The organism is Pseudomonas nitroreducens (genome assembly GCF_010994165.1).
In the GTDB taxonomy this organism is placed as follows: Bacteria; Pseudomonadota; Gammaproteobacteria; order Pseudomonadales; family Pseudomonadaceae; genus Pseudomonas; species Pseudomonas nitroreducens.
On record NZ_WMBX01000005.1, the window covers coordinates 207,850 to 234,427 of the forward strand.

Sequence of the window (26,578 nt, forward strand, 5' to 3'; positions counted from 1 at the left end):
CCTGCGCCAGCTGGCCGAGCGCATCGACGCCCTGCCGCTGCTCGGCGTGCTGGAACAGCAGGCCTCTGCCTCCGACGACTTCGCCGCGATGATGGGCCTGGAATCCCGGCCGGCCGCCGAGGCGCAGAGCGAGGATCGCGGCGTCACCCTCAAGCGCGACCTCGCCAGCGTATTGCGCCGCTACCCCGACGAACTCAACCGCACCCGCCAACTGATCGCCCAGCGCCAGCAGCTGGCCAGCGCCACCGCCCAGCGCCTGGTCGCCGTGCAGCAGGCCCTGGCGACGCTGGAGCCGCAGGTGCGCGAGGAGCGCTCGAAGATCCAGACGCAGGTACGCATCATCCAGGGCGCGCTGATCGCCCTGATCCTCGCCACCGCGCTGCTCATCGACACCCTGCAACGTCGCCTGGCGCGCGTGCTCGGTCAACTGGTCCCGGCGCTCTCGACCTGGGCGCGCGGGGACTTCGCCACCCCCATCGCGCTGAACACCCGTACCCGCGACCTGGTGGAACTGCAGGAATCGCTGAATCGCCTGCGCGACTTCCTCGGCACCCTGGTCGGCACTATCCACCAGCGCGCCGAGGAAGTGGCCGGCAGCAGCCGCGCCCTGGCCGAACTCAGCGGCGGACTGCACGCCGGCGCCGAGCGCCAGGCCAGCGACACAGGGGAAATCCGCGACGCGCTGGGCGATATGGAAGCGGCCATCCAGCAGGTGGCCGGCGACGCCAGCCAGGCGGCCTCGGCCAGCCATGCCGCCGGCACGGCCGTCGAACAGGGGCAGCAGGTCATCGGCAACAGCCTCAATGGCATGCGCGCGCTGGTGGACGAAGTGCAGAGCAACGCCCAGGCCATCGAGAACCTGGCGGAGGAATCGGCCACCATCGGCAACGTGCTGGGGGTGATCCGCTCCATCGCCGACCAGACCAACCTGCTGGCGCTCAACGCCGCCATCGAGGCCGCGCGCGCCGGTGAACAAGGCCGCGGGTTCGCCGTGGTGGCCGAGGAAGTGCGCTCTCTGGCCTTGCGCACCGCCTGCGCCACCGAGGAAATCCAGCAGCTCACCAAACGTCTGCAACAGGCCGCGCGGCAATCGGTGGAAGCGATGCGTAGCCAGGTCGAGCATGCGGAAATCACCGCCAACCAGGCCGGCGCAGCCGAGGGCGCGCTGGACGAAGTGGTCGGCGCCATCCGCACCATCGCCAGCATGGCCGAACGCATCGCCGAAAGCTCCGCGCAGCAGAGCGGCGCGGTCAGCGAGATCCGCTCGCATAGCGAGCGCATCCACGAGTTGGGCAGCCAGAACCTGCGCCTGATCGGCCAGGGACGCAGCCAGGGCGAGCAGCTGCAGGAACTGGGCGGGGCATTGCATACGGCGGTGCGGGCGTTCCGCGTCTGATTTCGCCCAGACTCTTCGTAGGATGGGTATCGTTGCGCTCCACGCCATCCTACGTACGAGTTTCCCCGTGATTGAGGAGGTGGGCGATCAACACTCGCCCAGCTTGTGCCGTGCCGCGTACAGGCAAACCATCTCCATCGCCAGGGTCGCGCCGGCCAGGGCAGTGATCTCGGCGTTGTCGTAGGGCGGCGCGACTTCCACCACGTCCATCCCCACCAGGTTGATGCCACGCAGTGCGCGGAGGATTTCCAGTGCCTGGTGCGAACTCAGCCCGCCGCAGACCGGCGTGCCGGTGCCCGGAGCGAAGGCAGGGTCGAGGCAGTCGATGTCGAAGGTCAGGTACACCGGGTTGTCGCCGACCCGCGTGCGGATGCGCTCGGCGATGGCTTGCGGCGAGTTGCGATGGACTTCACGGGCGTCCAGCACCTGGAAGCCCATCACGTCGTCGTTGGTGGTGCGCAGGCCGACCTGCACGGAGCGCGACGGGTCGACCAGTCCCTCGCGGGCCGCGTGGTAGAACATGGTGCCGTGGTCGATGCGCTGGCAGTCCTCGTCGGGCCAGGTGTCGCTGTGCGCGTCGAAGTGGATCAGCGACAGCGGGCCGTGCTTCTTCGCGTGGGCCTTGAGCAGCGGGTAGCTGATGAAGTGGTCGCCGCCCAGGGTCAGCAGCGCGCAGCTGGCATCGAGGATGCGCGCAGCGTGGGCTTCGATGACGTCCGGGGTTTCCTGCGGCACGCCGTGGTCGAAGGAGCAGTCGCCGTAGTCGATCACCGCCAGGTGGTCGAAGGGGTCGAACTCCCAGGGGAAATGCCGGGCCCAGGCCATCTGCACCGAGGCGGCACGGATCGCCCGCGGCCCGAAGCGGCTGCCGGGGCGGTTGGTGGTGGCGGTGTCGAACGGCACGCCGCTGACCACCAGGTCGACGCCGCGCAGGTCGCGGCTGTAACGGCGGCGCATGAAGCTGGTGATGCCGGCGTACGTGGATTCGGCAGCGGTGCCGTAGAGGCTGTCGCGGGTGATGGCCTGGTCGTTGTCGTTTGCGAGATCCATGGCTTCCTCATCTTGGTTATCGGTGGGTCACGGTGCTTCGGGTGAACGTCCCCTGCGTAGGGCGCATAACCTGGAACAGGTTATCCGCCGGCCCTGGTTCAGCTCGACGGATAACGCTGGCGCGTTATGCGCCCTACGAAAGCCGGCCTGCTCGTCAGCTACGGGTCCGGAACGCCGACCACAACCGCGTCCGGTCACGCTGTTGCTTGAGGGTCAGCAACTGCTCGCCGAACAGCTTCTGGCGCATCGCCGCCGGCGGGTAGATGTCCGGGTCGCCTGCCACGTCAGCATTGAGCAGCGGCGTGGCCTTCTGGTTGGCGTTGGCGAAATACAGGGTATTGGTCAGCTCGGCGATGGACTCCGGGCGCAGCATGAAGTCGATGAAGGCGCGGGCTTCCTGCGGGTGGGGGGCGTCCACCGGGATGGCCATGGTGTCGAACCAGATCAGCGTGCCCTCCTTGGGTATCCGGTAGATCACCTCGAACGGCTTCTTCGCCTGCTTCGCTTGCGCGGCGCCCATCAGCGCGTCGCCGGTGTAGGTCAGCGCGACACACAGCGAACCGTTGGCCAGGTCATTGATGTGCTTGCCGCTGGCGATGTAGCGAACGTTGGGTTGCAGCTTGGCCAGCAACTCGCGCACCTGGGCAAGGTCGGCCGGCTCGGTGCTGTAGGGCGACTTGCCCAGGTAGTTCAGCGCCACGCTGATGACTTCCTGGGGCGAATCGATCAGCGAGATGCCGCAGTCGGCCAGGCGGCCGGCGTACTCGGGCTTGAACAGCAGGTCGAGGCTGTCCAGCGGCGCATCGGGAATACGCTTGAGCACCGCGTCCTTGTTGATCGCCAGGCCCACGGTGCCCCAGGTGTAGGGCACGCCGAAGCGGTTGCCCGGATCGATGGTTGCGAGTTTCGCCAGCAGTTCCGGATCGAGGTTGGCGACGTTCTTCAGCTGCCCATCGTCCATCGGCTGCACTGCCTTGGCCTGGATGGCGCGGGCCAGCCCGCTGCTGGCCGGGAAGACGACGTCATAGCCGCTGCGGCCGGTCATCAGCTTGCTGTCGAGCACCTCGGCGCTGTCGAAGGTGTCGTATTTGACGCGGATGCCGGTTTCCTTCTGGAAGCGTTGCAGCGCATCCGCGCCGACATAATCCGCCCAGTTGTACAGGTTGAGCACCCGCTCCTGCGCCTGCAGGGGCACGGCCAGCGCCACGGTCAGCGCCGCGAGAGTCGCCCGGAAGAACACACGCATGATCATCGCCTCGGAGTTGTTGTGGTTATGGGGCGAGCATGGGCTGGGCTTTACTTTGCAAAAATACAAAGTTAATTACTTTGGCATTTCTTCATAACAATGTTTGGGGACGACCATGCTCAGCCAATTGCGCGATCTCGACCTGCAGCTGCTGCGCCTGTTCGTCACCGTGGTCGAATGCGGCGGCTTCAGCGCCGCCCAGGGCGAACTGGGGCTGAGCCAGCCAAGCATCAGCATCCAGATGGCCAAGCTGGAGACGCGCCTGGGCTACCGCCTGTGCGAACGCGGCAAGGGCGGCTTCCGCCTGACGCCCAAGGGTGAGCATCTGTTGCAGGCGACGCGGCGGCTGTTCCTGTGCATCGAGGACTTCCGCGACAAGGCGCGCGGGGTGGCCGACAAACTGCTCGGCGAGGTGCGCATCGGCCTGTCGGAAAGCCTCGAAGAGAGCGTGCTGGCGCGGCTGTCCGACGCCATCCGGCGCTTCCGCCAGCGCAACGAGGCGGTCACCCTCGACCTGCTCACCGCCACGCCGGCCGAACTGGAGCGCCTGCTCCTGCAGGACCGGCTGCACCTGGCGGTCGGCTACTTCGCCGGCACCCAGGCCGCGTTGCAGCACCGCACCTTGTTCATCGAACCGCAGGGACTGTACTGCGGCACCGGCCACCCGGCCTTCAAGGAAAGGAAGCCGACCCGTGATTCCCTCGCGGACGCCGACCAGGTGCTGCACCCCTACCGCTTCATCGCCGCCGACGAACCGTTGCAGACCAGTCGCAGCAGCGCACGCTGCGAGCAGGTGGACGGCAGCCTGGCCTTCATCCTCTCCGGCGCGCACATCGGCTATCTGCCCCGGCACGTCGCCCAGCCCTGGATCGAATGCGGCCAATTGCGCGAGCTGCTGCCCGGCGAGTTGGATTTCGACGTAGCCTTCAGCCTGACGCGACATCGCGGTCGCCATCCCGGCGACGCCGAACAGGCTTTCGTCAGCGACCTGCTGGCAGCCTTCGGCCAGCACGCGACGGATTGACGCAGGAGCAGCAGGGGAACCCGACCGCTCTGGCGCAGTCCCAAGCGGCCGATCACTTCTTGTGACAGCTCGTCGGGCATCGCCTCGGGCTGCGCCGGAAGCTTTCCGCTATCATGCCCGCCACCCCTGTAGTCCGCGAGATGTCCATGCGCCGCCTGCTTACCCTGCTCCTGCTCCTCGTCGCCCTGCCCGCCTCCGCCGGCCTGTTCGACAAACCCGCCGACAAGGGCGGCTTCGCCGTCGCGCAACCGGCCAAGGGCGACTTCCTGCCGGTGGCCGAGGCCTTCCGCGTCAGCGTCGAGGACAGCGACAGCCAGCAGGTGAAACTGCGCTTCATCAATGCCGACGGCTACTACCTGTACCAGCACCGGTTCAGCTTCAAGGTCGAACCCGCCGACAGCGGCGTGAGCGTCGGCGAAGTGAAGCTGCCGCCGGGCAAGCAGCACCACGACGATTATTTCGGCGACACCGTCGTCTACTACGCCATCACCGACATCGACATCCCGCTGGTCAACCCGCAGCACAAGCCCTTCACTCTCGTCGTCAGCTACCAGGGCTGCGCCGACAAGGGCCTTTGCTACGCGCCGGAAACCACCCGCCTGCAGATCGCCGACGGCCAGGCCGCCAGCGTGGTGACAGGCCCCGCGCCCGCCTCTGCCGCAAAGTCCGCCGCCGCTTCCGGCAACCCGCTGGCCAGCCTGCTGGGCGACCACGAACCGGGCAAGATCAAGAAGCTCGGCCGCGCTCTGGTGATCTTCTTCCTGCTGGGCCTGGCGCTGACCTTCACCCCCTGCGTGCTGCCGATGCTGCCGATCCTCTCCGGCGTGGTCCTGCGCGGCCGTCCGGGCGGCATGCGCGGCCTGGCGCTGTCGCTGGCCTACGTGCTGCCGATGGCCGCCTGCTACGCGGTGCTCGGCACCCTGATGGGCCTGTTCGGCGCCAAGCTCAACCTGCAGGCGATGCTGCAGTCGCCCTGGGTGCTGATTCCCTTCGCGGCGTTCTTCGTGGTCTTCGCCGTGGCCATGTTCGGCGTGTTCGAGATGCGCCTGCCGGGCTTCCTGCGCGAACGCCTGGACAACATGGCCAACAACACCCGGGGCGGCTCCATCGCCGGCGCGGCGACCCTCGGTGTGCTCTCCAGCCTGCTGGTGTCACCCTGCGTCACCGCTCCGCTGGCCGGCCTGCTGCTCTATATCAGCAGCACCGGTGATGCAATGGGCGGCGGCCTGCTGCTGTTCTCCCTCGGCCTGGGCATGGGCACGCCGCTGGTGATCTTCGCCGTCGGCGGTGGGGCACTGCTGCCCAAGAGCGGCGCCTGGATGAACGGCGTGCGCAACGTCTTCGGCGTGATGCTGCTGGCCGTGGCCATCTGGATGCTCGAACGACTGGTCTCCGGCCCGGTAGCGCTGACGCTCTGGGGCACCCTCGCCGGCGGCGTCGCCCTGGCCATCGGCACCCTCGAGCTGGGGCCGAAGAAGCCGCTGCAGCGCCTTGGGCAACTGTTTGGCCTGATGCTGCTGGTCTACGCCGTGGCCGCCTGGACCGGCGCCCAGCGCGGTGAATCCGACCCGCTGCACCCGCTGGGGCGCAGCGGTCAGCGCATCCATGCCGGCCCACCCAGTTCCACGCCTGGCGACTGGCAGAACATCACCAGCCCCGCGCAACTCAATGCCGCCCTGGCCAGTGCCCGGTCCGCCGGCCGCCCGGTACTGCTGGACTGGTACGCCGACTGGTGCATCAGCTGCAAGATCATCGAGCGCCAGGTGCTGCCAGCGCCGGAGGTCCAGTCACAGCTGCCCGGCTTCGTCCTGCTGCGTTTCGACATGACCGCCAGTACCGAGGAACAGCGCGCCCTGCTCGACCGCTACAACCTGTTCGGCCCGCCGGCACTGCTGTTCTTCTCGCCAGAAGGCGACGAATGGAGCGATCTGCGCATCATCGGCGAGACCGACGCCGCCACCCTCGCCGACCGCCTCAAACAGGCGGGAACGCGCTCCTAAGAACCTGCTTGCAATCTCGCGAGCTGGGGCAGGGCAAGGCAAAAACGGGGGAGGAAGCGGAGTTTACGAGTAGCAAATGAGCATGACTCGCTGCGCTCGCCCCTTCGGGGCCGCACTGAAGTGCGTTAGCCGCAAGCGGCTTCCGCCCCCCGTTTTTCACGCGGCCATGCCGACGCGCAGCAGGTTGCAAGCAGCTTCTGATCACAGTTTGACTGCAACGGTTCTGCCGTAATCGGCTGGCAACATGCTGACATCTACGGCAAAACCCGCATGACTGGACAGTCACGCCGGCTTTCCGGCATAGTCCCGCCCTATCTTTTCCCGCCAATAACAAGGACTACCGCATCCAGATGGCGACCTTACTGGTACTGCACGGGCCGAACCTCAACCTGCTGGGCACCCGCGAGCCCGACAAGTACGGCTCCGTCACCCTTGAGCAGATCAACCAGGACCTGGAGCGCCGCGCCCGCGAGGCCGGCCACCACCTGATGCACCTGCAGAGCAACGCCGAGTACGAACTGATCGACCGGATACACGCCGCGCGCAACGAAGGCGTGGACTTCATCCTGATCAATCCGGCCGCGTTTACGCATACAAGTGTCGCTCTACGTGACGCATTGCTCGCAGTGAGCATCCCATTCATCGAAGTGCACCTCTCCAACGTGCACAAACGTGAACCTTTCCGGCATCACTCCTACTTCTCCGACGTGGCGGTAGGGGTGATCTGCGGCCTGGGCGCCACAGGCTACCGCCTGGCCCTGGAATCCGCCCTCGAACAACTTGAACGCCCGTGACCTCACCTGGGAGAGCGAACACTGATGGACATCCGTAAAGTCAAGAAACTGATCGAACTGCTCGAAGAATCCGGCATCGACGAACTGGAGATCAAAGAGGGCGAAGAGTCCGTACGCATCAGCCGTCACAGCAAGACCGCCGCCCAGCCGGTCTACGCCGCCGCCCCGGCCTACGCTCCGGCCCCTGTCGCCGCCCCGGCTGCAGCTCCCGCCGCTGCCGCGCCGGCCGCCGAAGCCGCTCCGGCTGCACAGAACCTCGCCGGCGCCGTGCGCTCGCCGATGGTCGGCACCTTCTACCGCGCTGCGTCGCCGACTTCCGCCAACTTCGTCGAAGTCGGCCAGAGCGTGAAGAAAGGCGACATCCTCTGCATCGTCGAAGCCATGAAGATGATGAACCACATCGAGGCCGAGACCAGCGGCGTGATCGGTCAGATCCTCGTGGAGAACGGTCAGCCGGTCGAGTTCGACCAGCCCCTGTTCACCATCGTTTAAAGCGCGGGGAGCCTGCGATGTTGGAAAAAGTACTGATCGCCAACCGCGGCGAAATTGCGCTGCGCATCCTGCGCGCTTGCAAGGAGCTGGGCATCAAGACAGTGGCCGTGCACTCGACCGCCGACCGTGAGCTGATGCACCTGTCGCTGGCCGACGAAGCGGTCTGCATCGGTCCGGCCCCGGCCGCGCAGTCCTACCTGCACATCCCGGCGATCATCGCCGCGGCCGAGGTCACCGGCGCCGTGGGTATCCACCCCGGCTACGGCTTCCTTGCCGAGAACGCCGACTTCGCCGAGCAGGTCGAACGCTCCGGCTTCACCTTCATCGGCCCGAGCGCCGACGTCATCCGCCTGATGGGTGACAAGGTGTCCGCCAAGGACGCCATGAAGAAAGCCGGCGTGCCGACCGTACCGGGCTCCGACGGCCCGCTGCCCGAAGACGAAGAAACCGCGCTGGCGATTGCCCGCGAGGTGGGCTACCCGGTGATCATCAAGGCCGCCGGTGGCGGTGGTGGTCGCGGCATGCGCGTGGTGCACCACGAGGAAGACCTGATCAAGTCCGCCAAGCTGACCCGCACCGAAGCGGGAGCGGCGTTCGGCAACTCGATGGTCTACCTGGAGAAGTTCCTGACCAACCCGCGCCACGTGGAAGTCCAGGTGCTCTCCGACGGCCAGGGCAACGCCATCCACCTGGGCGACCGCGACTGCTCCCTGCAGCGTCGTCACCAGAAGGTGCTGGAAGAAGCCCCAGCCCCGGGCATCGACGAGAAGGCCCGCGCCGAAGTGCTGGCCCGCTGCGTCCAGGCCTGCGTGGAAATCGGCTACCGTGGTGCCGGCACCTTCGAGTTCCTCTACGAGAACGGCCGCTTCTACTTCATCGAGATGAACACCCGCGTGCAGGTGGAGCATCCGGTGTCGGAGATGGTCACGGGCATCGACATCGTCAAGGAGATGCTCAGCATCGCCTCGGGCAACAAGCTGTCGATCAAGCAGGAAGACGTGGTCATCCGTGGCCATGCGCTGGAATGCCGGATCAACGCCGAAGACCCGAAGACCTTCATGCCCAGCCCCGGCAAGGTGAAGCACTTCCACGCACCGGGCGGCAATGGCGTGCGCGTGGATTCGCACCTGTACAGCGGCTACGCCGTACCGCCGAACTACGACTCGCTGGTGGGCAAGATCATCACCTACGGCAAGGACCGCGATGAAGCCATGGCGCGCATGCGCAACGCGCTGGACGAGCTGATCGTCGATGGCATCAAGACCAACACCGAGCTGCACAAGGAGCTGGTCCGCGACAAAGAGTTCTGCAAAGGTGGCGTGAACATCCACTACCTGGAGAAGAAGCTGGGCATGGACAAGCACTAAGCGCCTGTCGAAAGCTGCTTCGCCTCCACCACAAGGGCTGCCTCCGGGCGGCCCTTGTGCTTTGCGGACCCAGCCCGCTGGCATGGCAAGGTGCCGTGCAGTAAGCTTGCCGCCTTTATCTGCGGGCCGCCCAGGCGGCCCGCTGTCTTTCCAGCACCATCCCAGCACGATCGAGGTTCCGCCCATGCCCTGGCTCCAAGTCCGACTCGCCATCACCCCGGATCAGGCGGAAACCTATGAAGATGCACTGCAGGAAGTCGGCGCCGTATCGGTGACCTTCATGGACGCCGAAGACCAGCCGATCTTCGAGCCGGACCTGGGCACCACGCCGCTGTGGAGTCACACCCACCTGCTCGCGCTGTTCGAGGCAGACACCGACGAAACCTCGTTGATCGCCCATCTGACCCTGCTGACCGGCGGCGAACTGCCCCAGCACCAGATCGAGCACATCGCCGACCAGGACTGGGAACGCAGCTGGATGGACAACTTCAAGCCGATGCGCTTCGGCCGCCGCCTGTGGATCGTCCCCAGCTGGCACGACGCCCCGGAGCCGGAAGCGGTGAACCTGCTGCTCGATCCGGGCCTGGCCTTCGGCACCGGCACCCACCCGACCACCGCGCTGTGCCTGGAATGGCTAGACGGCCAGGAGCTGGCCGGCCAGCAGGTACTGGATTTCGGCTGCGGCTCGGGCATCCTCGCCATCGCCGCGCTGCTGCTGGGCGCCGCGCAGGCAACTGGCACCGATATCGACCCGCAGGCGCTGGAAGCCTCGCGCGACAACGCCTCGCGCAACGGCATCGAGCCGGAGAAGTTCCCCGTCTACCTGCCCGCTGATCTGCCGAAGGAACCAGCGGACGTCCTGGTGGCGAACATTCTGGCCGGCCCGCTGGTCACATTGGCAGAGCAGCTCACCGGGCTGGTGAAATCCGGCGGCCTGCTGACCCTCTCAGGCATCCTCGCCGAGCAGGCCGATGAAGTGCGCGCGGCCTATGCCGGGGCCTTCGACCTCGACCCGACCGCCGAGCGCGATGGCTGGATCCGCATCAGCGGCCGCCGCCGCTGAGTGCCCGCCGTACGGGGCTTGAGTTAGACTAACCGCCAGATTTTTTCCGCCGGACCGCCGCATGAGCGACAGCTTCATCACCCAGTGCCCCCATTGCCAGACCCGATTCCGCGTCAACGCGGCGCAACTGGGCGCGGCCAGCGGTGCTGTGCGCTGCGGAACCTGCCTGAAGGTGTTCAGCGCGCCACAGAACCTGGTGGGCGAGCCGACCCAGGCGCCGGCAGCGGCAGCCAACGCGGCGCGCCCCATTGAAGCCGCCGAACCGGCAACCACCCCGGAGCCGGTCATACCAGCGACTCCGCCGAAAGCTCCGGAGCCGGTCGCCGCGGCGCCGATTCCCACGCCGGCCTTCAGCACCTTCACCCCCGAGAAGCCAGCCGTAGCGAGCCCCCCCGGCACCGCCACCCTTGGCTGGCCGCTGGCACCCCATGCCGCGCGGCACTCCAGCGATGTGGCGGAAAAACCCGCCATCGCTGAAGCGAAGGTGGAAGCAAAACCGACACCGGCTCCCGAGCCCACCCCGGCCATTGCCGCGACCACGGTGATCGCCCCGGCGGCAACCGTGATCAGCGAGCCAGCCAAACCCTCTCCCGTGACGGCAAAGAAAGACGAGACGCTGTGGATCCACGACGATCTCGACCTGGACAGCCTCAATCTCGACGAGGAACTGGCCAAGCTCGACGAGTTCGAGCTGTCCCAGGAGTTTCTCAGTATCGAACGCGCGCCGCGCCCCAGCGAAGCCCTGCAGACTCGCCAGGAAGAGAAGCGCGACCCGCACGACGAACGCTGGGCCGAGGCCTTGATCGAAGAGGAACAGAAAGGCGCCAGCCGTGTGTCCCGCCAGGAACCCAGCCTCGGCCAACTGCCTGCCGACGAACTGGAGGAGCCGCCCGCCAGCGCACGCCTGGTAGCCGTAGCCGACCAGGAACCCGAGTCGGAAGAGCCGGAGGACGAACCGGCGCACGAACCGCGCATCGACCCCGCTCCCCTGCGAGCCGAGACCGACGACGAGAAGCTCCCCGCTTTCAGCGCCCGCCGCGATGAGGACGAGCCCAACGCCGTCGACGCCGGGGACGAAGAGCCGCCGCTGGCCGACAGCCGCCGCGCCGAACCGGGGTTGGGCAGCGCCGGCCTGCACGACCTGAGCGACGAACCGCTGCAACTGGACTGGCAGAAACCCAAGAGCCGCTGGGGCCTCCGCCTGTTCTGGCTGCTGCTGGTCCTCCTGGCCCTGGCCGGCCTCGCCGGCCAGTACATCGCTTATCACTTCGACGAACTGGCCCGCCAGGACCAGTACCGTCCCTGGTTCGCCCAGGCCTGCCCGGAGCTGGGCTGCACCCTGCCGTCCAAGGTCGACGTGGAGCAGATCCGCAGCAGTAACCTGGTGGTGCGCAGCCACCCTGACTTCAGCGGCGCGCTGGTCGTGGACGCGATCATCTACAACCGCGCCAACTTCTCCCAGCCCTTCCCGCTGCTGGAAATGCGCTTCGCCGACCTCAACGGCCAACTGATCGCCAGCCGCCGTTTCAAGCCCAGCGAATATCTCTCCGGCGAACTGGCCGGGCAGAGCGAGATGCCGCCGCAGACGCCGATCCACATCTCCCTGGACATCCTCGATCCGGGCCCGAAAGCGGTGAACTACAGCCTGAGCTTCCACTCGCCGGAATGACCCGGCGGGTAGCTCAAAGCGCCTGAGCGCGCCAGTTCCGCTCGTCTTCCTACCTTGGGTGCTAAGCCCGAAGCTGTTCAGAATTTATCCAAAATCGCCTTTATCCGGTCATCGAGAGCGGGTATCATGCCCTCCCTTTTTTGCTAGCACCGGTGGCAGGCTCCGAAACGCATCCGCGAGTGGTACAACGCGCGGCGCCTCGGTGTTCCCGCCCCATTGACCATGGAAATCCAGTCGGTGGTACGCATCGGCTCCTACACACTGCCCAACAGACTGATCCTGGCCCCGATGGCCGGCGTCACCGATCGTCCGTTCCGCCAGCTGTGCCGCCGCCTTGGCGCCGGCATGGTGGTATCGGAGATGGTCACCAGCGACGTCCGCCTGTGGAACAGCCGCAAGTCGCGCCTGCGCCTGCAGCACGACAACGAAGATCAGCCGCGTTCGGTGCAGATCGCCGGCGGCGACCCGCAGATGCTCGCGGAAGCTGCCCAGCGCAATGTGGAGCTCGGCGCGCAGATCATCGACATCAACATGGGCTGTCCGGCAAAGAAGGTGTGTAACAAGGCCGCGGGTTCCGCGCTGATGAAGGATGAACGGCTGGTGGCCGATATCCTCGAGGCGGTGGTCGCGGCGGTAGAGGTTCCCGTCACCCTGAAGATTCGCACCGGTTGGGACCGGTCGAACAAGAACGGTGTGACGGTGGCGCGGATCGCCGAGCAGTCGGGCATCCAGGCGCTGGCGGTACACGGCAGGACCCGTGCCGACCTCTACACCGGCGAAGCGGAGTACGAAACCATCGCGGCGATCAAGCAGGCGGTTTCGATTCCGGTCTTCGCCAACGGTGATATCGACTCACCGCGCAAGGCACGGCAGGTATTCGAACAGACGGGCGTGGATGCCCTGCTGATCGGCCGCGCCGCCCAGGGCAATCCCTGGATCTTCCGCGAGATCGATCATTACCTGAGCACCGGCGAGCTATTGCCGGCGCCGAGTCTGCACGAGGTGCAGAGCATCCTGCTCGAACACCTCGCTGCATTGCATGCGTTTTATGGGGAGGAAATGGGTGTGCGCATTGCCCGCAAGCATGTGGGCTGGTACCTCGCAACCCAACCGGGCGCGGCGGAGTTCCGCGCCCAGTTCAATCGTTTGCAGGACACGGATGCACAGAGCGCCAGCGTCAGGCAGTTCTTCGCCGAGCGCCACAATAACGGAGAAGGGGTGGCCGCATGACAACGATGACCGAGACATTAGTGAGTGGAATGACACCCGTGAGCGACAATGCCAACCTTAAACAGCACCTGACCACTCCGACGCAGGAGGGCCAGACCCTCCGCGACAGCGTGGAAAAGGCACTGCATAACTATTTCGCCCATCTCGAAGGGCAGCCGGTCACGGACGTGTACAACATGGTGCTTTGCGAAGTCGAAGCGCCGCTGCTGGAAACCGTCATGAACCACGTGAAGGGTAACCAGACCAAAGCCTCCGAACTGCTGGGGCTGAACCGCGGCACCCTGCGCAAGAAACTCAAGCAGTACGATCTTCTCTGACAGGTGGCAGGCGCGGGCCCGCGACCGCAAGGTCAGCCGGGCCCACGCCTGACACGCGAAAAGCCCGAAGCCTTTGTGGAAGCCGTTATGACCGACCAAACCACCCGCCTGCCCGTCCGCCGTGCGCTGATCAGCGTTTCCGACAAGACCGGCGTCGTCGATTTCGCCCGTGAGCTGGCAGCCCTCGGCGTGGAGATCCTCTCCACCGGCGGCACCTACAAGCTGCTCAAGGACAATGGCATCGCCGCCGTGGAAGTGGCCGACTACACCGGCTTCCCGGAGATGATGGACGGCCGCGTGAAGACCCTGCACCCGAAGATCCACGGCGGCATCCTCGGCCGTCGTGACCTCGACGGCGCGGTGATGGAGCAGCACGGCATCAAGCCGATCGACCTGGTGGCGGTCAACCTCTACCCGTTCGAAGCGACCGTGGCCAAGGCCGACTGCGACCTGCCGACCGCCATCGAGAACATCGACATCGGCGGCCCGACCATGGTTCGCAGCGCGGCGAAGAACCACAAGGACGTCGCAATCGTGGTCAACGCCGGCGATTACGCCAGTATCGTCAGCGCCCTGAAAGCCGGCGGCCTGACCTACGCCCAGCGCTTCGACCTGGCCCTGAAGGCCTTCGAGCACACCTCGGCCTACGACGGCATGATCGCCAACTACCTGGGCACCATCGACCAGGCGCGCGACACCCTGTCCACCGAAGATCGCGGCGCTTTCCCGCGCACCTTCAACAGCCAGTTCATCAAGGCGCAGGAAATGCGCTACGGCGAGAACCCGCACCAGAGCGCGGCCTTCTACGTCGAGGCGAAGAAGGGCGAAGCCAGCGTCTCCACCGCCATCCAGCTGCAGGGCAAGGAACTGTCGTTCAACAACGTGGCCGACACCGACGCCGCGCTGGAGTGCGTGAAAAGCTTCGTCAAGCCGGCCTGCGTCATCGTCAAGCACGCCAACCCGTGCGGCGTGGCCGTGGTCCCGGAGAACGAGGGCGGCATCCGCAAGGCCTATGACCTGGCCTACGCCACCGACACCGAGTCGGCCTTCGGCGGTATCATCGCCTTCAACCGCGAGCTGGACGGCGACACCGCCCAGGCCATCGTCGAGCGCCAGTTCGTCGAAGTCATCATCGCCCCAAAAATCTCCGAAGCCGCCCGTGCCGTGGTCGCTGCCAAGGCCAACGTGCGCCTGCTCGAATGCGGCGAGTGGCCGGCCGAGCGTGCGCCGGGCTGGGACTTCAAGCGCGTCAACGGCGGCCTGCTGGTACAGAGCCGCGACATCGGCATGATCACCGCCGATGACCTGAAGATCGTCACCCAGCGCGCGCCGAGCGAGCAGGAAATCCACGACCTGATCTTCGCCTGGAAAGTCGCCAAGTTCGTCAAGTCCAACGCCATCGTCTACGCCAAGGCGCGTCAGACCGTGGGCGTCGGCGCCGGCCAGATGAGCCGCGTGAACTCCGCCCGCATCGCCGCCATCAAGGCCGAGCACGCTGGCCTGGAAGTGAAGGGTGCAGTCATGGCTTCCGACGCCTTCTTCCCGTTCCGCGACGGCATCGACAACGCTGCCAAGGCCGGCATCACCGCGGTGATCCAGCCGGGTGGTTCGATGCGTGACAACGAAGTGATCGCCGCAGCGGATGAGGCGGGAATCGCCATGGTGTTCACCGGCATGCGCCACTTCCGCCATTAAGCGGTAAGGACGCACTCGGACTCGCATCTGCGGCGTTGCCCGGCCCTTCCCCCATGCTCATTGCCAGAAGGCAACTCCGCTGGGTGAAGGGCCAGGCGCCTTGCATCTACGAGCCCGATTGCGCCCCTTGAGATCGGTCCATTGAGAGAGGACTGGTCATAAAGAATTCGTAGGTTGGGTCGGGCGGCGCTCCGCGAGCGAAGCGATACCCAACGATCCGGCACTGCCGGAACTGTTCAGGAGAACTCCAATGAACGTACTCATCATCGGCAGCGGCGGTCGCGAGCATGCGCTGGCCTGGAAGGTCGCGCAGGATTCGCGCGTACAGAAGGTCTTCGTCGCGCCGGGCAACGCCGGCACCGCCCTTGAGCCCAAGTGCGAGAACGTCGCCATCGACGTGCTGGCCCTGGAAGAGCTGGCCGATTTCGCCGCGAAGAACGTGCAACTGACCATCGTCGGCCCCGAGGCGCCGCTGGTCAAAGGCGTGGTCGACCTGTTCCGCGCCCGTGGCCTGGATATCTTCGGCCCCACCGCCGGCGCTGCGCAGCTGGAAGGTTCCAAGGCCTTCACCAAGGACTTCCTCGCACGCCACCAGATCCCCACCGCCGACTACCAGAACTTCACCGAAGTCGAGCCGGCGCTGGCCTACCTGAAAGAGAAAGGCGCGCCCATCGTGATCAAGGCCGACGGCCTCGCCGCGGGCAAGGGCGTGATCGTCGCCATGACCCTGGCCGAAGCCGAGGAAGCCGTGCGCGACATGCTCGCCGGCAACGCCTTCGGTGACGCCGGTTCGCGCGTGGTGATCGAAGAGTTCCTCGACGGCGAGGAAGCCAGCTTCATCGTCATGGTCGATGGCCAGAACGTGCTGCCCATGGCCACCAGCCAGGACCACAAGCGCGTCGGCGATGGCGACAGCGGCCCGAACACCGGCGGCATGGGCGCGTACTCCCCCGCTCCGGTGGTCACCGCCGACGTGCACCAGCGCGTGATGGACGAAGTGATCTACCCGACCGTGCGCGGCATGGCCGAGGAAGGCAACGTCTACACCGGCTTCCTGTATGCCGGCCTGATGATCGACAAGAGCGGCGCGCCGAAGGTCATCGAGTTCAACTGCCGCTTCGGCGACCCGGAAACCCAGCCGATCATGGTCCGCCTGGAGTCTTCCCTGGTCCTGCTGGTCGAAGCCGCACTGGCCAAGGCGCTGGACAAGGTCGAAGCCACCTGGGACCCGCGTCCCACCGTGGGCGTGGTGATCGCCGCGGGCGGCTACCCGGGCGACTACGCCAAGGGTGACGTCATCGAAGGCCTGGACGAAGCCGCCAAGCTCGACGGCAAGGTGTTCCACGCCGGCACCGCGCTCAAGGACGGCCAGATCGTCACCGCCGGCGGCCGCGTGCTGTGCGCCACGGCCATCGGCCCGACCGTTTCCTCCGCGCAGCAACAGGCTTACCGCCTGGCCGAGAAGATTCGCTGGAACGGCAGTTTCTACCGCACCGACATCGGTTATCGCGCCATCGCCCGCGAGCGCGGCGAAGGCTGATCCGACGGCCGGAGGCGTCCCTCGTCGGACGCCTCCGCTGCACCGGTCCCCGCGTGCACGGGTGGATTACGGCCTTCAGCACACTTGGCTATAATCCGCCCACTCACTACCGAAGGGACTTCGCCGTGCGTCGGCTCTGGACTGCCACAGGACTCCTCGTCAGCTTGCTGCTGGCCGCTCTGGTCTGTCTTCCGACCTACGCGGCAAGCCAGGATCCCGGCTGGTCCCAGCTTCACGACAATGACGCCCGCCTGCAACTGCAGGACGTGATCTCCCCGCGCTACCGCACCCTTTTCAGCCCCCTCGACATCAACGACCTGCACGCCCCCGCCGGCCCCGGCGCGACCTGGCTGCACTTCCGTCTTCCCGCCAGCGACGAGCCCCAGCAACTGCGCCTGTTCGCGCCGAGCCTGGACAGCTTCGAGATGTTCATTCTCGACGGGCAGAAGGTGCTCGAGCAGAAGAGCGCCGGCAACCTCTCCCCAGTGCAGCGCCCGCTGCTCAACAGTGACCTGGTGATCCCCCTGCGCGCCGCCGCCGCGCCGCTGGACCTCTACCTGCGCCTCGCCTCGACGATGCCACTGCGGCCGAACATCAGCATCGAGGCCGCCGGCCAGCCGAGCAACGACCAGCGCCCGCTGCACTTCGGCGTGCTGATCGGCTGCCTGGCCATGCTGCTGGCCTACAACCTCGTGCGCTTCGCCTATACCCGCGTTGCCAGCGGACTGTGGCTGGCCGGCGTACACGCCAGCCTGCTGCTGGCCTGCCTCAACCTGTTCGGCCTGCTCAGCCCCTGGTACGGCAACAGCCAGTCGCTGCAACCGATGGCCGCCCTGGCCTGCCTGGTGGTGACGCTGTTCTGCGCGTTGGGCTATACCGCCAGCTTCTTCTCAGACCTCAGCCCGCGCCTGCCGCTCAGACGTCTGCTGCTGGGCGGCACCGCCGCACTCGTGGTGCTCGGCATCGCGCTCAACCTGTTGTTCTCCCTGTCCGTCAGCAGCCTGGTGTACGGGCTGATCACCCTGGTGACCCTGGGCATGCTCGGCGTCGCGGTCTACTACTGGATTCACGCCTACCGGCCGGCGCGCCTGTTCGCTATCGGCATGGGCCTCTTCGTCGTGATCTGGTGCCTGTGCCTGCCGTCGCTGCTGGGCTACGCGGCGACCCGTACCGAATGGCTCGGTAGCGGCCTGCTGGGGCTTTCGGCGGTGGTCGGCTTCCTGCTCAGCCTTGCCCTGGCCGAACGCCAGCGGAAGATCCAGAACGATCATTTCGCCGCCAGCCGCGTGCGTGCCGCCAACGTCGCCGAACTCAAGGCCAAGGGCGACTTCCTGGCGAAGATCAGCCACGAGATCCGCACCCCCATGAACGGCGTGCTGGGCATGACCGAGCTGCTGCTCGGCACCCCGCTCTCGGCCAAGCAGCGCGACTACGTACAGACCATCCACAGTGCGGGCAACGAGTTGCTCTCGCTGATCAACGAGATCCTCGACATCTCCAAGCTGGAATCCGGTCAGATCGAACTGGACGAGGTGCAGTTCGACCTCGGCGCGCTGATCGAGGACTGCCTGGCGATCTTCCGTGCCAAGGCCGAACAGCAGAAGGTCGAGCTGATCAGCTTCACCCAGCCGCAAGTGCCACGCATCATCAGTGGCGATCCGACGCGCCTGCGCCAGGCCGTGCTGAGCCTGCTGGACAATGCCTTCAAGCAGACCGACGAGGGCGAGATCCTTCTCGTCGTCGCCCTCGACGGCCCGGCCGAGCGCCCGCGCCTGCGCATCGCCGTGCAGGACAGCGGCAGGCCCCTGGACAGCGCCGACCGCCAGGCGCTGCTCACCGCCGAATTGCACAGCCGCGACTTCCTCTCCGCCACCCGCATGAGCAGCCGCCTCGGCCTGATCATCGCCCGCCAGCTGATCCGCCTGATGTCGGGCGACTTTGGAATAGAGAGCGGCATCGAGAGCGGCAACAGCGCCGAAGGCGCGGGCAACCTGCTGTGGCTCAGCCTGCCGCTGGACCCGCAGCAGATCGACCAGGCCGGCGCCGACCTCGACAGCCCGCTGCAGGGCGCACGCCTGCTGGTGGTGGACGACAACCAGACCTGCCGCAAGGTGGTGGTGCAGCAGTGCAGCGCCTGGGGCATGAACGTCAGCGCGGTATCCTCGGGCAAGGAAGCGCTGGCCCAGTTGCGCACCAAGGCGCACCTGCGCGAGTACTTCGACGTGGTCCTGCTGGACCAGGACATGCCCGGCATGACCGGCATGCAGCTGGCCACCAAGATCCAGGAAGACCCGAACCTCAATCACGACATCCTGCTGATCATGCTCACCGGCATCAGCAACGCGCCGAGCAAGATCATCGCCCGCAACGCCGGGATCAAGCGCATCCTGGCCAAGCCGGTGGCCGGCTACACGCTCAAGGCGACGCTCGCCGAGGAGCTGTCGCAGCGTGGCCCGAGCGGCGTGAGCAACTACCTCTCGCCGGCCAGCGAGCCTGTGTCCAACGTGCCGCCGAGCGACTTCCGCATCCTCGTCGCCGAGGACAACAGCATCTCTACCAAGGTCATCCGCGGCATGCTCAGCAAGCTCAACCTGCAGCCGGACACCGCCAACAACGGCGAGGAAGCCCTGGCCGCGATGCAGTCCACCCAGTACGACCTGGTGCTGATGGACTGCGAGATGCCGGTACTCGACGGCTTCTCCGCCACCGAGCGCCTGCGCGCCTGGGAAGCCAGCGAACACCGCCCGCACACCCCGGTGGTGGCGCTCACCGCGCACATCCTCAGCGAGCACAAGGAGCGCGCGCGACTGGTGGGCATGGACGGCCACATGGCCAAGCCGGTGGAGCTGTCGCAACTGCGCGAACTGGTGGCCTACTGGGTCGGCGAACGTGACCGTCGCCTGCGCCAGCAGCAGAGCGACGCACTGCCGTCCTGATCTCGCCGGCCTACGGCGGCCGGTTTCAATTGCCCCGCCGCAATGCCGCGCATCGTCCCACCCGCTATGCTTTGCCCAGCCGCGCCCTCTCAATCCGGACGAGTCGTTCCCATGCAAGTGATGTTCAGCGTGTACCTGAAGATGCTGGTGCTCTATAGCCCCTTCTTCGTGCTCTCCTGCTTCATCAGCCTGAACCGCGGCTTCGCCCCGCGCGACCGCAAGCGCATGGCTTGGCGCGTGGCCCTGGCGGCGCTGATCGCCAGCGTGCTGCTGTACCTGTTCGGCCGCTATATCTTCACGCTCTTCGGCATCACCGCCGACGCCTTCCGCATCGGCGCCGGTTCCGTGCTGTTCATCTCCGCCCTGGGCATGGCGCAAGGGCGCTCGGCGGTGCAGGCGGACAATGTGCAGCAGGATGTGACCATCGTCCCGCTGACCATCCCCATCACCGTCGGCCCCGGCACCATCGGTGCGCTGCTGGTGATGGGCGTGAACCAGGACTGGGAGCACAAGCTGCTGGCCCTGGCGGCAATCTTCCTGGCCTGCCTGACCGTGGGCGTCACGCTCTACCTCTCCGACAAGATCGAAAAGGTCCTGGGCGAGCAGGGCCTGATGATCGTCAGCCGCCTGATGGGGCTGTTCGTCTGCGCCCTCGCCGCGCAGATCATCATGACCGGCGTGCGCGGCTACTTCATCCCGCAATGACGCGCCCCTTTGGGGAGCGCCGCGCACCATTTGGCGCTTGGCGCACCAAAGCTGCGCACTGAAAAACCTCACCAATACGACAGAAAATCGCGCTCGCCCCATCTGCGCCGAGGCTTTTGCCTGTTTGGCACGGATGCTGCGATGGCAGCTTCGATCCCACTCAAGGATCGCCCCATTTCCGGGGAAGCTGCCGCCGGCGGCAACTCCCCGCCCCTGGATAGCCAAGGAGGCTGCCGCGATGAAACGTCGTCCGCTGTTGCAAAGTACGCTGGCCATGAGCGCCCTGCTGCTCACCGGTCTGTTCCCGTTCAGCACCCAGGCTGCCGAGACCATCAAGGTCGGCATCCTGCACTCGCTGTCCGGCACCATGGCGATCTCCGAGACCTCGCTCAAGGACATGGCGCTGATGACCCTCGACGAGATCAACGCCAAGGGCGGGGTGAACGGCAAGCAGCTCGAAGCGGTGGTGGTCGACCCGGCCTCCAACTGGCCGCTGTTCGCCGAAAAGGCGCGCCAGCTGCTGACCCAGGACAAGGTCGCGGTGGTCTTCGGCTGCTGGACCAGCGTGTCGCGCAAGTCCGTGCTGCCGGTGTTCGAGGAACTCAACGGCCTGCTGTTCTACCCGGTGCAGTACGAGGGTGAGGAAATGTCGCCCAACGTCTTCTACACCGGTGCCGCGCCGAACCAGCAGGCCATCCCGGCGGTGGAGTACCTGATGAGCGAGGACGGCGGCAGCGCCAAGCGCTTCTTCCTGCTGGGCACCGACTACGTCTATCCGCGCACCACCAACAAGATCCTGCGCGCCTTCCTGCACAGCAAGGGCGTGGCCGACAAGGATATCCAGGAGGTCTACACGCCGTTCGGCCACAGCGACTATCAAACCATCGTCGCCGACATCAAGAAGTTCTCCGCCGGCGGCAAAACCGCGGTGATCTCCACCGTCAACGGCGACTCCAACGTGCCCTTCTACAAGGAACTGGCCAACCAGGGTCTGGAAGCCACCGAAGTACCGGTGGTGGCCTTCTCCGTGGGCGAGGAAGAACTGCGCGGCATCGACACCAAGCCGCTGGTGGGCAACCTCGCCGCGTGGAACTACTTCGAGTCGGTGAAGAACCCGGAAAACACCAAGTTCGTCGCCGACTGGAAGGCCTACGCCAAGGCCAAGAACCTGCCCAACTACAGCACCGCCGTGACCAACGACCCGATGGAGGCCACCTATGTCGGCATCCACATGTGGGCGCAAGCCGTGCAGAAGGCCGGCAGCACCGACGTCGACAAGGTGCGCGAGGCCATGGGCGGGCAGACCTTCAAGGCGCCGTCGGGCTTCACCCTGACCATGGACAAGACCAACCACCACCTGCACAAGCCGGTGATGATCGGCGAGATCGAGGACAACGGGCAGTTCAACGTGGTCTGGAAAACCCCCGAGCCGATCCGCGCCCAGCCGTGGAGCCCGTTCATTCCGGGCAACGACAAGAAGCCGGATTACGCGGTGCGTAGTAACTGATCCTCCGGGGAGCGAGAGCCCCTCACCCTAACCCTAGCTGCGCGCCCCGCTCCGGAGGGAGAGGGGACCGGACGGCGCGGATTGTCAGCCCGCACTCCGGCTCCGCTCTTCCCCCTCTCCCCCCGGGAGAGGGCCGGGGTGAGGGAATCCCAGACTCCTGTGTGCCGGGATATGAAGATGCCCACTGCCCTTCTCCACCTGCTCCGCCTGTGCGCCCTGGCGCTGGCCGCGCTGCTACCGCAGCTCGCCTTCGCCGGTCCCGCGCAGGATTTTGCCAGCGCCGACAACGACGCCCGCGCCAAACTGCTCGAGCAATGGGCCGCCGCGCCCGACGCCGATCGCCTGCCCCTGTTGGAAGCCATCCAGTCCGGTCGACTGGCCCTCGACGCGCAGAGCCGCGCCTTCCTCCTGGGCGACGACCAGCAGTACCACGCCGCCGAGGGTGGCGCGGGACCGGTGGGCGAGCCCGACAAACTGCGCTTGAACAACCGTCTGCGTGGCCTGGTGAACACCGCGATGGCCAGCCACCAACTGGTGGCCGACAACCCCGAGGTGCGCCTGGAAGCCGCACGGCAGCTACAGAAAAGCGCCCGTCCCGCGCAACGCACGCTCCTCGAATACCGCCTCAACGAAGAGTCCGACGACGGCGTCAAGGCCGCGCTGCAACTGGCCCTGGCCAACCTGCAACTGGCCGACCCAGCGCCAGCGGTACGCCTGTCCGCCGTACGCCTGCTCGGCGAATCCGGCGATCCGCAGGCGCGCACCCGCCTGGAAAACCTCCTCGACCCCGCGGTCGAACCCGACGAGTCGGTGCGCACCGCCGCCGCCACCAGCCTCGGCCAGGTCAAGCGCCGGTTGCTGATGGGCGATCTGTTCGGCCAGGCCTTCAGCGGCCTGTCGCTGGGCTCGATCCTGCTGCTCGCCGCCCTGGGCCTGGCGATTACCTATGGCCTGCTCGGGGTGATCAACATGGCCCACGGTGAAATGCTGATGCTCGGCGCCTACTCCACTTACGTGGTGCAGTTGCTCTGCCAGCGCTTCGCTCCCGGCCTGCTGGAGCTGTATCCGCTGCTGGCCCTGCCGGTGGCCTTCCTGGTCACCGCCTGCATCGGCATGGCCCTGGAGCGCACGGTGATCCGCCATCTCTACGGCCGCCCGCTGGAAACCCTGCTCGCCACCTGGGGTATCAGCCTGGTGCTGATCCAACTGGTGCGCGTGCTGTTCGGCGCGCAGAACGTCGAGGTCGCCAACCCGGCCTGGCTATCCGGCGGCATTCAGGTGCTGCCCAACCTCGTGCTGCCGTGGAACCGTATCGTCATCATCGGCTTCGCGCTGTTCGTGCTGGCGCTCACCTGGCTGCTGCTCAACCGCACACGGCTGGGCCTGAACGTTCGCGCCGTCACCCAGAACCGCAACATGGCCGCCTGCTGCGGCGTGCCCACCGGCCGCGTGGACATGCTCGCCTTCGGCCTGGGCTCGGGCATCGCCGGCTTGGGCGGCGTGGCGCTGTCGCAGGTCGGCAACGTCGGCCCGGACCTGGGCCAGAGCTACATCATCGACTCCTTCCTGGTGGTGGTGCTCGGCGGTGTCGGCCAGCTCGCCGGCAGCGTGTTCGCCGCCTTCGGCCTGGGCGTGGCGAACAAGATCCTCGAGCCGCAGATCGGCGCGGTGCTGGGCAAGATCCTGATCCTTGCGCTGATCATCCTGTTCATCCAGAAACGTCCGCAAGGGCTCTTCGCTCTGAAAGGGAGGGTCATCGATTGAACCAGCCACTCACCGTGACGGCCGCGCAAAAGGCCGGCCCGAAACTCACTGCCAGCCTGGTCGGCACCGTCCTCATCGCACTGCTGATCCTGCCGCTGCTGCACCTGCTGCCGGAAAGCAGCGCACTGTACCTGTCCGCCTATGGGCTGACGCTGACCGGCAAGATCCTCTGCTACGCCATCGTCGCGCTGGCGCTGGACCTGGTCTGGGGCTACGCCGGCCTACTGTCGCTGGGCCACGGGCTGTTCTTCGCCCTGGGCGGCTACGCCATGGGCATGTACCTGATGCGCGAGGCGGCCGGCGACCAGTTGCCGGCATTCATGACCTTCCTCTCCTGGACGGAGCTGCCCTGGTACTGGGCCGGCACCCAGCACTTCCTCTGGGCACTGTGCCTGGTGGTGCTGGCGCCCGGCCTGCTGGCCCTGGTGTTCGGCTTCTTCGCCTTCCGCTCGCGGATCAAGGGCGTGTACTTCTCGATCATGACCCAGGCGCTGACCTTCGCCGGCATGCTGCTGTTCTTCCGCAACGAGACCGGCTTTGGCGGCAACAACGGCTTCACCAATTTCCGCAGCATCCTCGGCTTTTCCATCACCGCGCCGGGTACGCGGGTGGCGCTGTTCATCGCCATCGTCGTGCTGCTGGCGGCGAGCCTCGCCGTGGGATTCGCCCTGGCGCGCAGCAAGTTCGGCCGGGTACTCACCGCCCTGCGCGACGCGGAGAACCGCCTGATGTTCTGCGGCTATGACCCGCGCGGCTACAAGCTGTTCGTCTGGACCCTCTCCGCGGTGATCTGCGGCCTGGCCGGCGCACTGTTCGTGCCGCTGGTGGGCATCATCAACCCCAGCGAAATGTCGCCGACCAACTCCATCGAAGCCGCCGTGTGGGTCGCCCTCGGCGGGCGCGGCACGCTGATCGGCCCGCTGCTGGGCGCCGGCGTGGTCAACGGCGCGAAGAGCTGGTTCACCGTGGCCTTCCCCGAGTACTGGCTGTTCTTCCTCGGCGCGCTGTTCATCGTCGTCACTCTGTACCTGCCGCACGGCATCCTCGGCCTGATCAAGCGGGAGAAAGAGCAATGAGAGCGGTCCCCCACCTGATGCTGGAGCCGGCCTACGATCCCAACCGCGACCCCGGCGCCAGCCGCGATGCCATCGGCCTCGGTTCGAGCGCCAGCGGCCAGCTGGACGTGCGCCACGGCACCATCCTGACCCTGGAAGACATCAATGTCAGCTTCGATGGCTTCCGCGCCCTGCGCGATCTCACGCTGTACATCGGTGTCGGCGAACTGCGTTGCATCATCGGCCCCAACGGCGCGGGCAAGACCACGCTGATGGACGTGATCACCGGCAAGACCCGCCCGGACAACGGCAAGGCGTACTTCGGCGAAACCCTCGACCTCACCCGCATGAGCGAGGTGGAAATCGCCCAGGCCGGTATCGGCCGCAAGTTCCAGAAGCCCACGGTGTTCGAGGCGCTCTCGGTGTTCGAGAACCTGGAGCTCGCGCAGAAGACCGACAAGTCAGTGTGGGCCAGCCTCAAGGCGAAGCTGTCCGGCGAGCAGAAGGACCGCATCGAGGAAGTGCTCACCACGATCCGCCTGCGCGAATCGCGCAATCGCCCCGCAGGATTGCTGTCCCACGGGCAGAAGCAGTTCCTGGAGATCGGCATGCTGCTGGTGCAGGAGCCGCAATTGCTGCTGCTCGACGAGCCGGTGGCGGGCATGACCGACGCCGAGACCGAGTTCACCGCCGAGCTGTTCAAGTCCCTCGCCGGCCAGCATTCGCTGATGGTGGTGGAACACGACATGGGCTTCGTCGGCAGCATCGCCGACCACGTCAGCGTGCTGCACCAGGGGCATGTGCTGGCCGAGGGTTCGCTGGAGGAAGTACAGGCGAACGAGCAGGTGATCGAGGTTTATCTGGGGCGTTAGAACGACGGCGGATGAAGCGTTCCGCTTCATTCGCCCTACGCCTAAGCCATCCGTAGGGCGCATAACGCGCAGCGTTATGCGCCGCAGCCCAATGCAAGGGAAACACCCATGCTGCAAGTCGACAAACTGCACCAGTACTACGGCGGCAGCCACATCCTGCGTGGCCTGTCGTTCGACGCGAAAATCGGCGAAGTCACCTGCCTGCTCGGGCGCAACGGCGTGGGCAAGACCACCCTGCTGCGCTGCCTGATGGGCCTGGTGCCCGCCAAGGAAGGCAAGGTCAGTTGGGAAGGCAAGCCGATCACCGGTTTCAAGCCGCACCAGCGCGTGCATGCCGGCATCGCCTACGTGCCGCAAGGCCGGGAAATCTTCCCGCGCCTGACGGTGGAGGAAAACCTGCTGATGGGCCTGTCGCGCTTCAGCGCCAGCGAAGCCAAATCGGTGCCCGAGCCCATCTACGAGCTGTTCCCGGTGCTGCGGGAAATGAAGCAGCGCCGTGGCGGCGACCTCTCCGGCGGCCAGCAGCAACAGTTGGCCATCGGCCGCGCGCTGGCCAGCCAGCCGCGCCTGTTGATCCTCGACGAACCCACCGAAGGCATCCAACCCTCGGTGATCAAGGAGATTGGCGCAGTGATCAAGAAGCTCGCCCAGCGCGGCGACATGGCCATCCTGCTGGTGGAGCAGTTCTACGACTTCGCCGCCGAACTGGCCGACCAGTACCTGGTGATGTCGCGCGGCGAGATCGTCCAGCAGGGGCGCGGAGTGGACATGGAACGCGACGGAGTGCGCGGGCTGGTGACCATCTGAGGCGACCGGTCACTGGCGAATGGCGTCGGCCAATGGCAAGCTGCCGAGC

The 26,578-nt window shown here is 66.3% G+C and carries 21 protein-coding genes; 19 read left to right on the top strand and 2 right to left on the bottom strand.

Annotation, left to right across the window (positions count from 1 at the left end; all coding sequences use genetic code 11):
* The first annotated feature begins 808 nt into the window (after positions 1-808).
* Positions 809-1,396, top strand: a complete 588-nt coding sequence (locus GJV37_RS29880; protein WP_425326842.1) for a methyl-accepting chemotaxis protein — start codon at positions 809-811, stop codon at positions 1,394-1,396.
* Positions 1,397-1,483: 87 nt separating this feature from the next.
* Here the strand turns inward: GJV37_RS29880 and speB are convergent, their stop codons facing one another.
* Both speB and GJV37_RS22615 read right to left on the bottom strand, forming a co-directional pair.
* Complete coding sequence (gene speB, locus GJV37_RS22610) at positions 1,484-2,446, bottom strand: agmatinase (RefSeq protein WP_170858914.1); 963 nt, start codon at positions 2,444-2,446, stop codon at positions 1,484-1,486.
* 154 nt (positions 2,447-2,600) lie between these two features.
* Complete coding sequence (locus GJV37_RS22615) at positions 2,601-3,692, bottom strand: polyamine ABC transporter substrate-binding protein (RefSeq protein WP_170858913.1); 1,092 nt, start codon at positions 3,690-3,692, stop codon at positions 2,601-2,603.
* Positions 3,693-3,807: 115 nt separating this feature from the next.
* Here GJV37_RS22615 and GJV37_RS22620 point away from each other — a divergent pair, with 115 nt between their 5' ends.
* The 18 genes from GJV37_RS22620 to urtE all read left to right on the top strand — a co-directional run bounded on the left by GJV37_RS22620 (position 3,808) and on the right by urtE (position 26,529).
* Positions 3,808-4,716, top strand: a complete 909-nt coding sequence (locus GJV37_RS22620) for a LysR family transcriptional regulator (protein ID WP_193452963.1) — start codon at positions 3,808-3,810, stop codon at positions 4,714-4,716.
* 146 nt (positions 4,717-4,862) lie between these two features.
* Complete coding sequence (locus GJV37_RS22625; RefSeq protein WP_193452984.1) at positions 4,863-6,716, top strand: protein-disulfide reductase DsbD; 1,854 nt, start codon at positions 4,863-4,865, stop codon at positions 6,714-6,716.
* A 350-nt stretch (positions 6,717-7,066) separates the two neighbouring features.
* Positions 7,067-7,510 carry a type II 3-dehydroquinate dehydratase gene (gene aroQ, locus GJV37_RS22630; RefSeq protein ID WP_015479055.1) on the top strand — a complete coding sequence of 148 codons (444 nt, stop codon included), beginning with the start codon at positions 7,067-7,069 and terminating at the stop codon, positions 7,508-7,510.
* Between the two features lie 24 nt (positions 7,511-7,534).
* Positions 7,535-8,002 (top strand): acetyl-CoA carboxylase biotin carboxyl carrier protein, encoded by a 468-nt coding sequence (gene accB / locus GJV37_RS22635; protein WP_038803357.1) that lies wholly within the window; start codon positions 7,535-7,537, stop codon positions 8,000-8,002.
* Between the two features lie 17 nt (positions 8,003-8,019).
* A complete protein-coding gene (gene accC / locus GJV37_RS22640) occupies positions 8,020-9,369 on the top strand; it encodes an acetyl-CoA carboxylase biotin carboxylase subunit (RefSeq protein WP_024766369.1) in 1,350 nt (449 codons plus the stop codon).
* Positions 9,370-9,553: 184 nt separating this feature from the next.
* Positions 9,554-10,432: a 50S ribosomal protein L11 methyltransferase gene (prmA, locus tag GJV37_RS22645; RefSeq protein ID WP_193452964.1), complete on the top strand. Its 879-nt coding sequence runs from the start codon at positions 9,554-9,556 to the stop codon at positions 10,430-10,432.
* A 61-nt stretch (positions 10,433-10,493) separates the two neighbouring features.
* Positions 10,494-12,101 carry a DUF3426 domain-containing protein gene (locus GJV37_RS22650; RefSeq protein ID WP_084358591.1) on the top strand — a complete coding sequence of 536 codons (1,608 nt, stop codon included), beginning with the start codon at positions 10,494-10,496 and terminating at the stop codon, positions 12,099-12,101.
* A 222-nt stretch (positions 12,102-12,323) separates the two neighbouring features.
* A complete protein-coding gene (gene dusB / locus GJV37_RS22655) occupies positions 12,324-13,331 on the top strand; it encodes a tRNA dihydrouridine synthase DusB (RefSeq protein WP_037007535.1) in 1,008 nt (335 codons plus the stop codon).
* On the top strand, positions 13,328-13,648 hold the full coding sequence (fis, locus tag GJV37_RS22660; RefSeq protein ID WP_024766365.1) for a DNA-binding transcriptional regulator Fis: 321 nt from the start codon (positions 13,328-13,330) through the stop codon (positions 13,646-13,648). Before dusB ends, fis begins: the two co-directional genes overlap by 4 nt.
* Before the next feature lie 87 nt (positions 13,649-13,735).
* The gene (purH, locus tag GJV37_RS22665) at positions 13,736-15,343 is read left to right on the top strand and encodes a bifunctional phosphoribosylaminoimidazolecarboxamide formyltransferase/IMP cyclohydrolase (protein WP_193452965.1); all 1,608 of its coding nucleotides are present in this window, start codon (positions 13,736-13,738) and stop codon (positions 15,341-15,343) included.
* A gap of 250 nt (positions 15,344-15,593) precedes the next feature.
* The gene (gene purD, locus GJV37_RS22670) at positions 15,594-16,883 is read left to right on the top strand and encodes a phosphoribosylamine--glycine ligase (RefSeq protein ID WP_170858910.1); all 1,290 of its coding nucleotides are present in this window, start codon (positions 15,594-15,596) and stop codon (positions 16,881-16,883) included.
* Between the two features lie 125 nt (positions 16,884-17,008).
* Positions 17,009-19,819: a hybrid sensor histidine kinase/response regulator gene (locus GJV37_RS22675; protein WP_170858909.1), complete on the top strand. Its 2,811-nt coding sequence runs from the start codon at positions 17,009-17,011 to the stop codon at positions 19,817-19,819.
* A gap of 111 nt (positions 19,820-19,930) precedes the next feature.
* A complete protein-coding gene (locus tag GJV37_RS22680; RefSeq protein ID WP_024766361.1) occupies positions 19,931-20,524 on the top strand; it encodes a MarC family protein in 594 nt (197 codons plus the stop codon).
* A gap of 238 nt (positions 20,525-20,762) precedes the next feature.
* On the top strand, positions 20,763-22,031 hold the full coding sequence (gene urtA / locus GJV37_RS22685; protein WP_170858908.1) for an urea ABC transporter substrate-binding protein: 1,269 nt from the start codon (positions 20,763-20,765) through the stop codon (positions 22,029-22,031).
* 177 nt (positions 22,032-22,208) lie between these two features.
* A complete protein-coding gene (gene urtB, locus GJV37_RS22690) occupies positions 22,209-23,795 on the top strand; it encodes an urea ABC transporter permease subunit UrtB (RefSeq protein WP_170858907.1) in 1,587 nt (528 codons plus the stop codon).
* On the top strand, positions 23,792-24,871 hold the full coding sequence (gene urtC / locus GJV37_RS22695) for an urea ABC transporter permease subunit UrtC (protein ID WP_170858906.1): 1,080 nt from the start codon (positions 23,792-23,794) through the stop codon (positions 24,869-24,871). Before urtB ends, urtC begins: the two co-directional genes overlap by 4 nt.
* Positions 24,868-25,722, top strand: coding sequence for an urea ABC transporter ATP-binding protein UrtD (gene urtD / locus GJV37_RS22700; RefSeq protein WP_024766358.1), 855 nt, complete (start codon positions 24,868-24,870; stop codon positions 25,720-25,722). Before urtC ends, urtD begins: the two co-directional genes overlap by 4 nt.
* 108 nt (positions 25,723-25,830) lie before the next feature.
* A complete protein-coding gene (gene urtE, locus GJV37_RS22705; RefSeq protein WP_024766357.1) occupies positions 25,831-26,529 on the top strand; it encodes an urea ABC transporter ATP-binding subunit UrtE in 699 nt (232 codons plus the stop codon).
* The last annotated feature ends 49 nt before the right edge of the window (positions 26,530-26,578 follow it).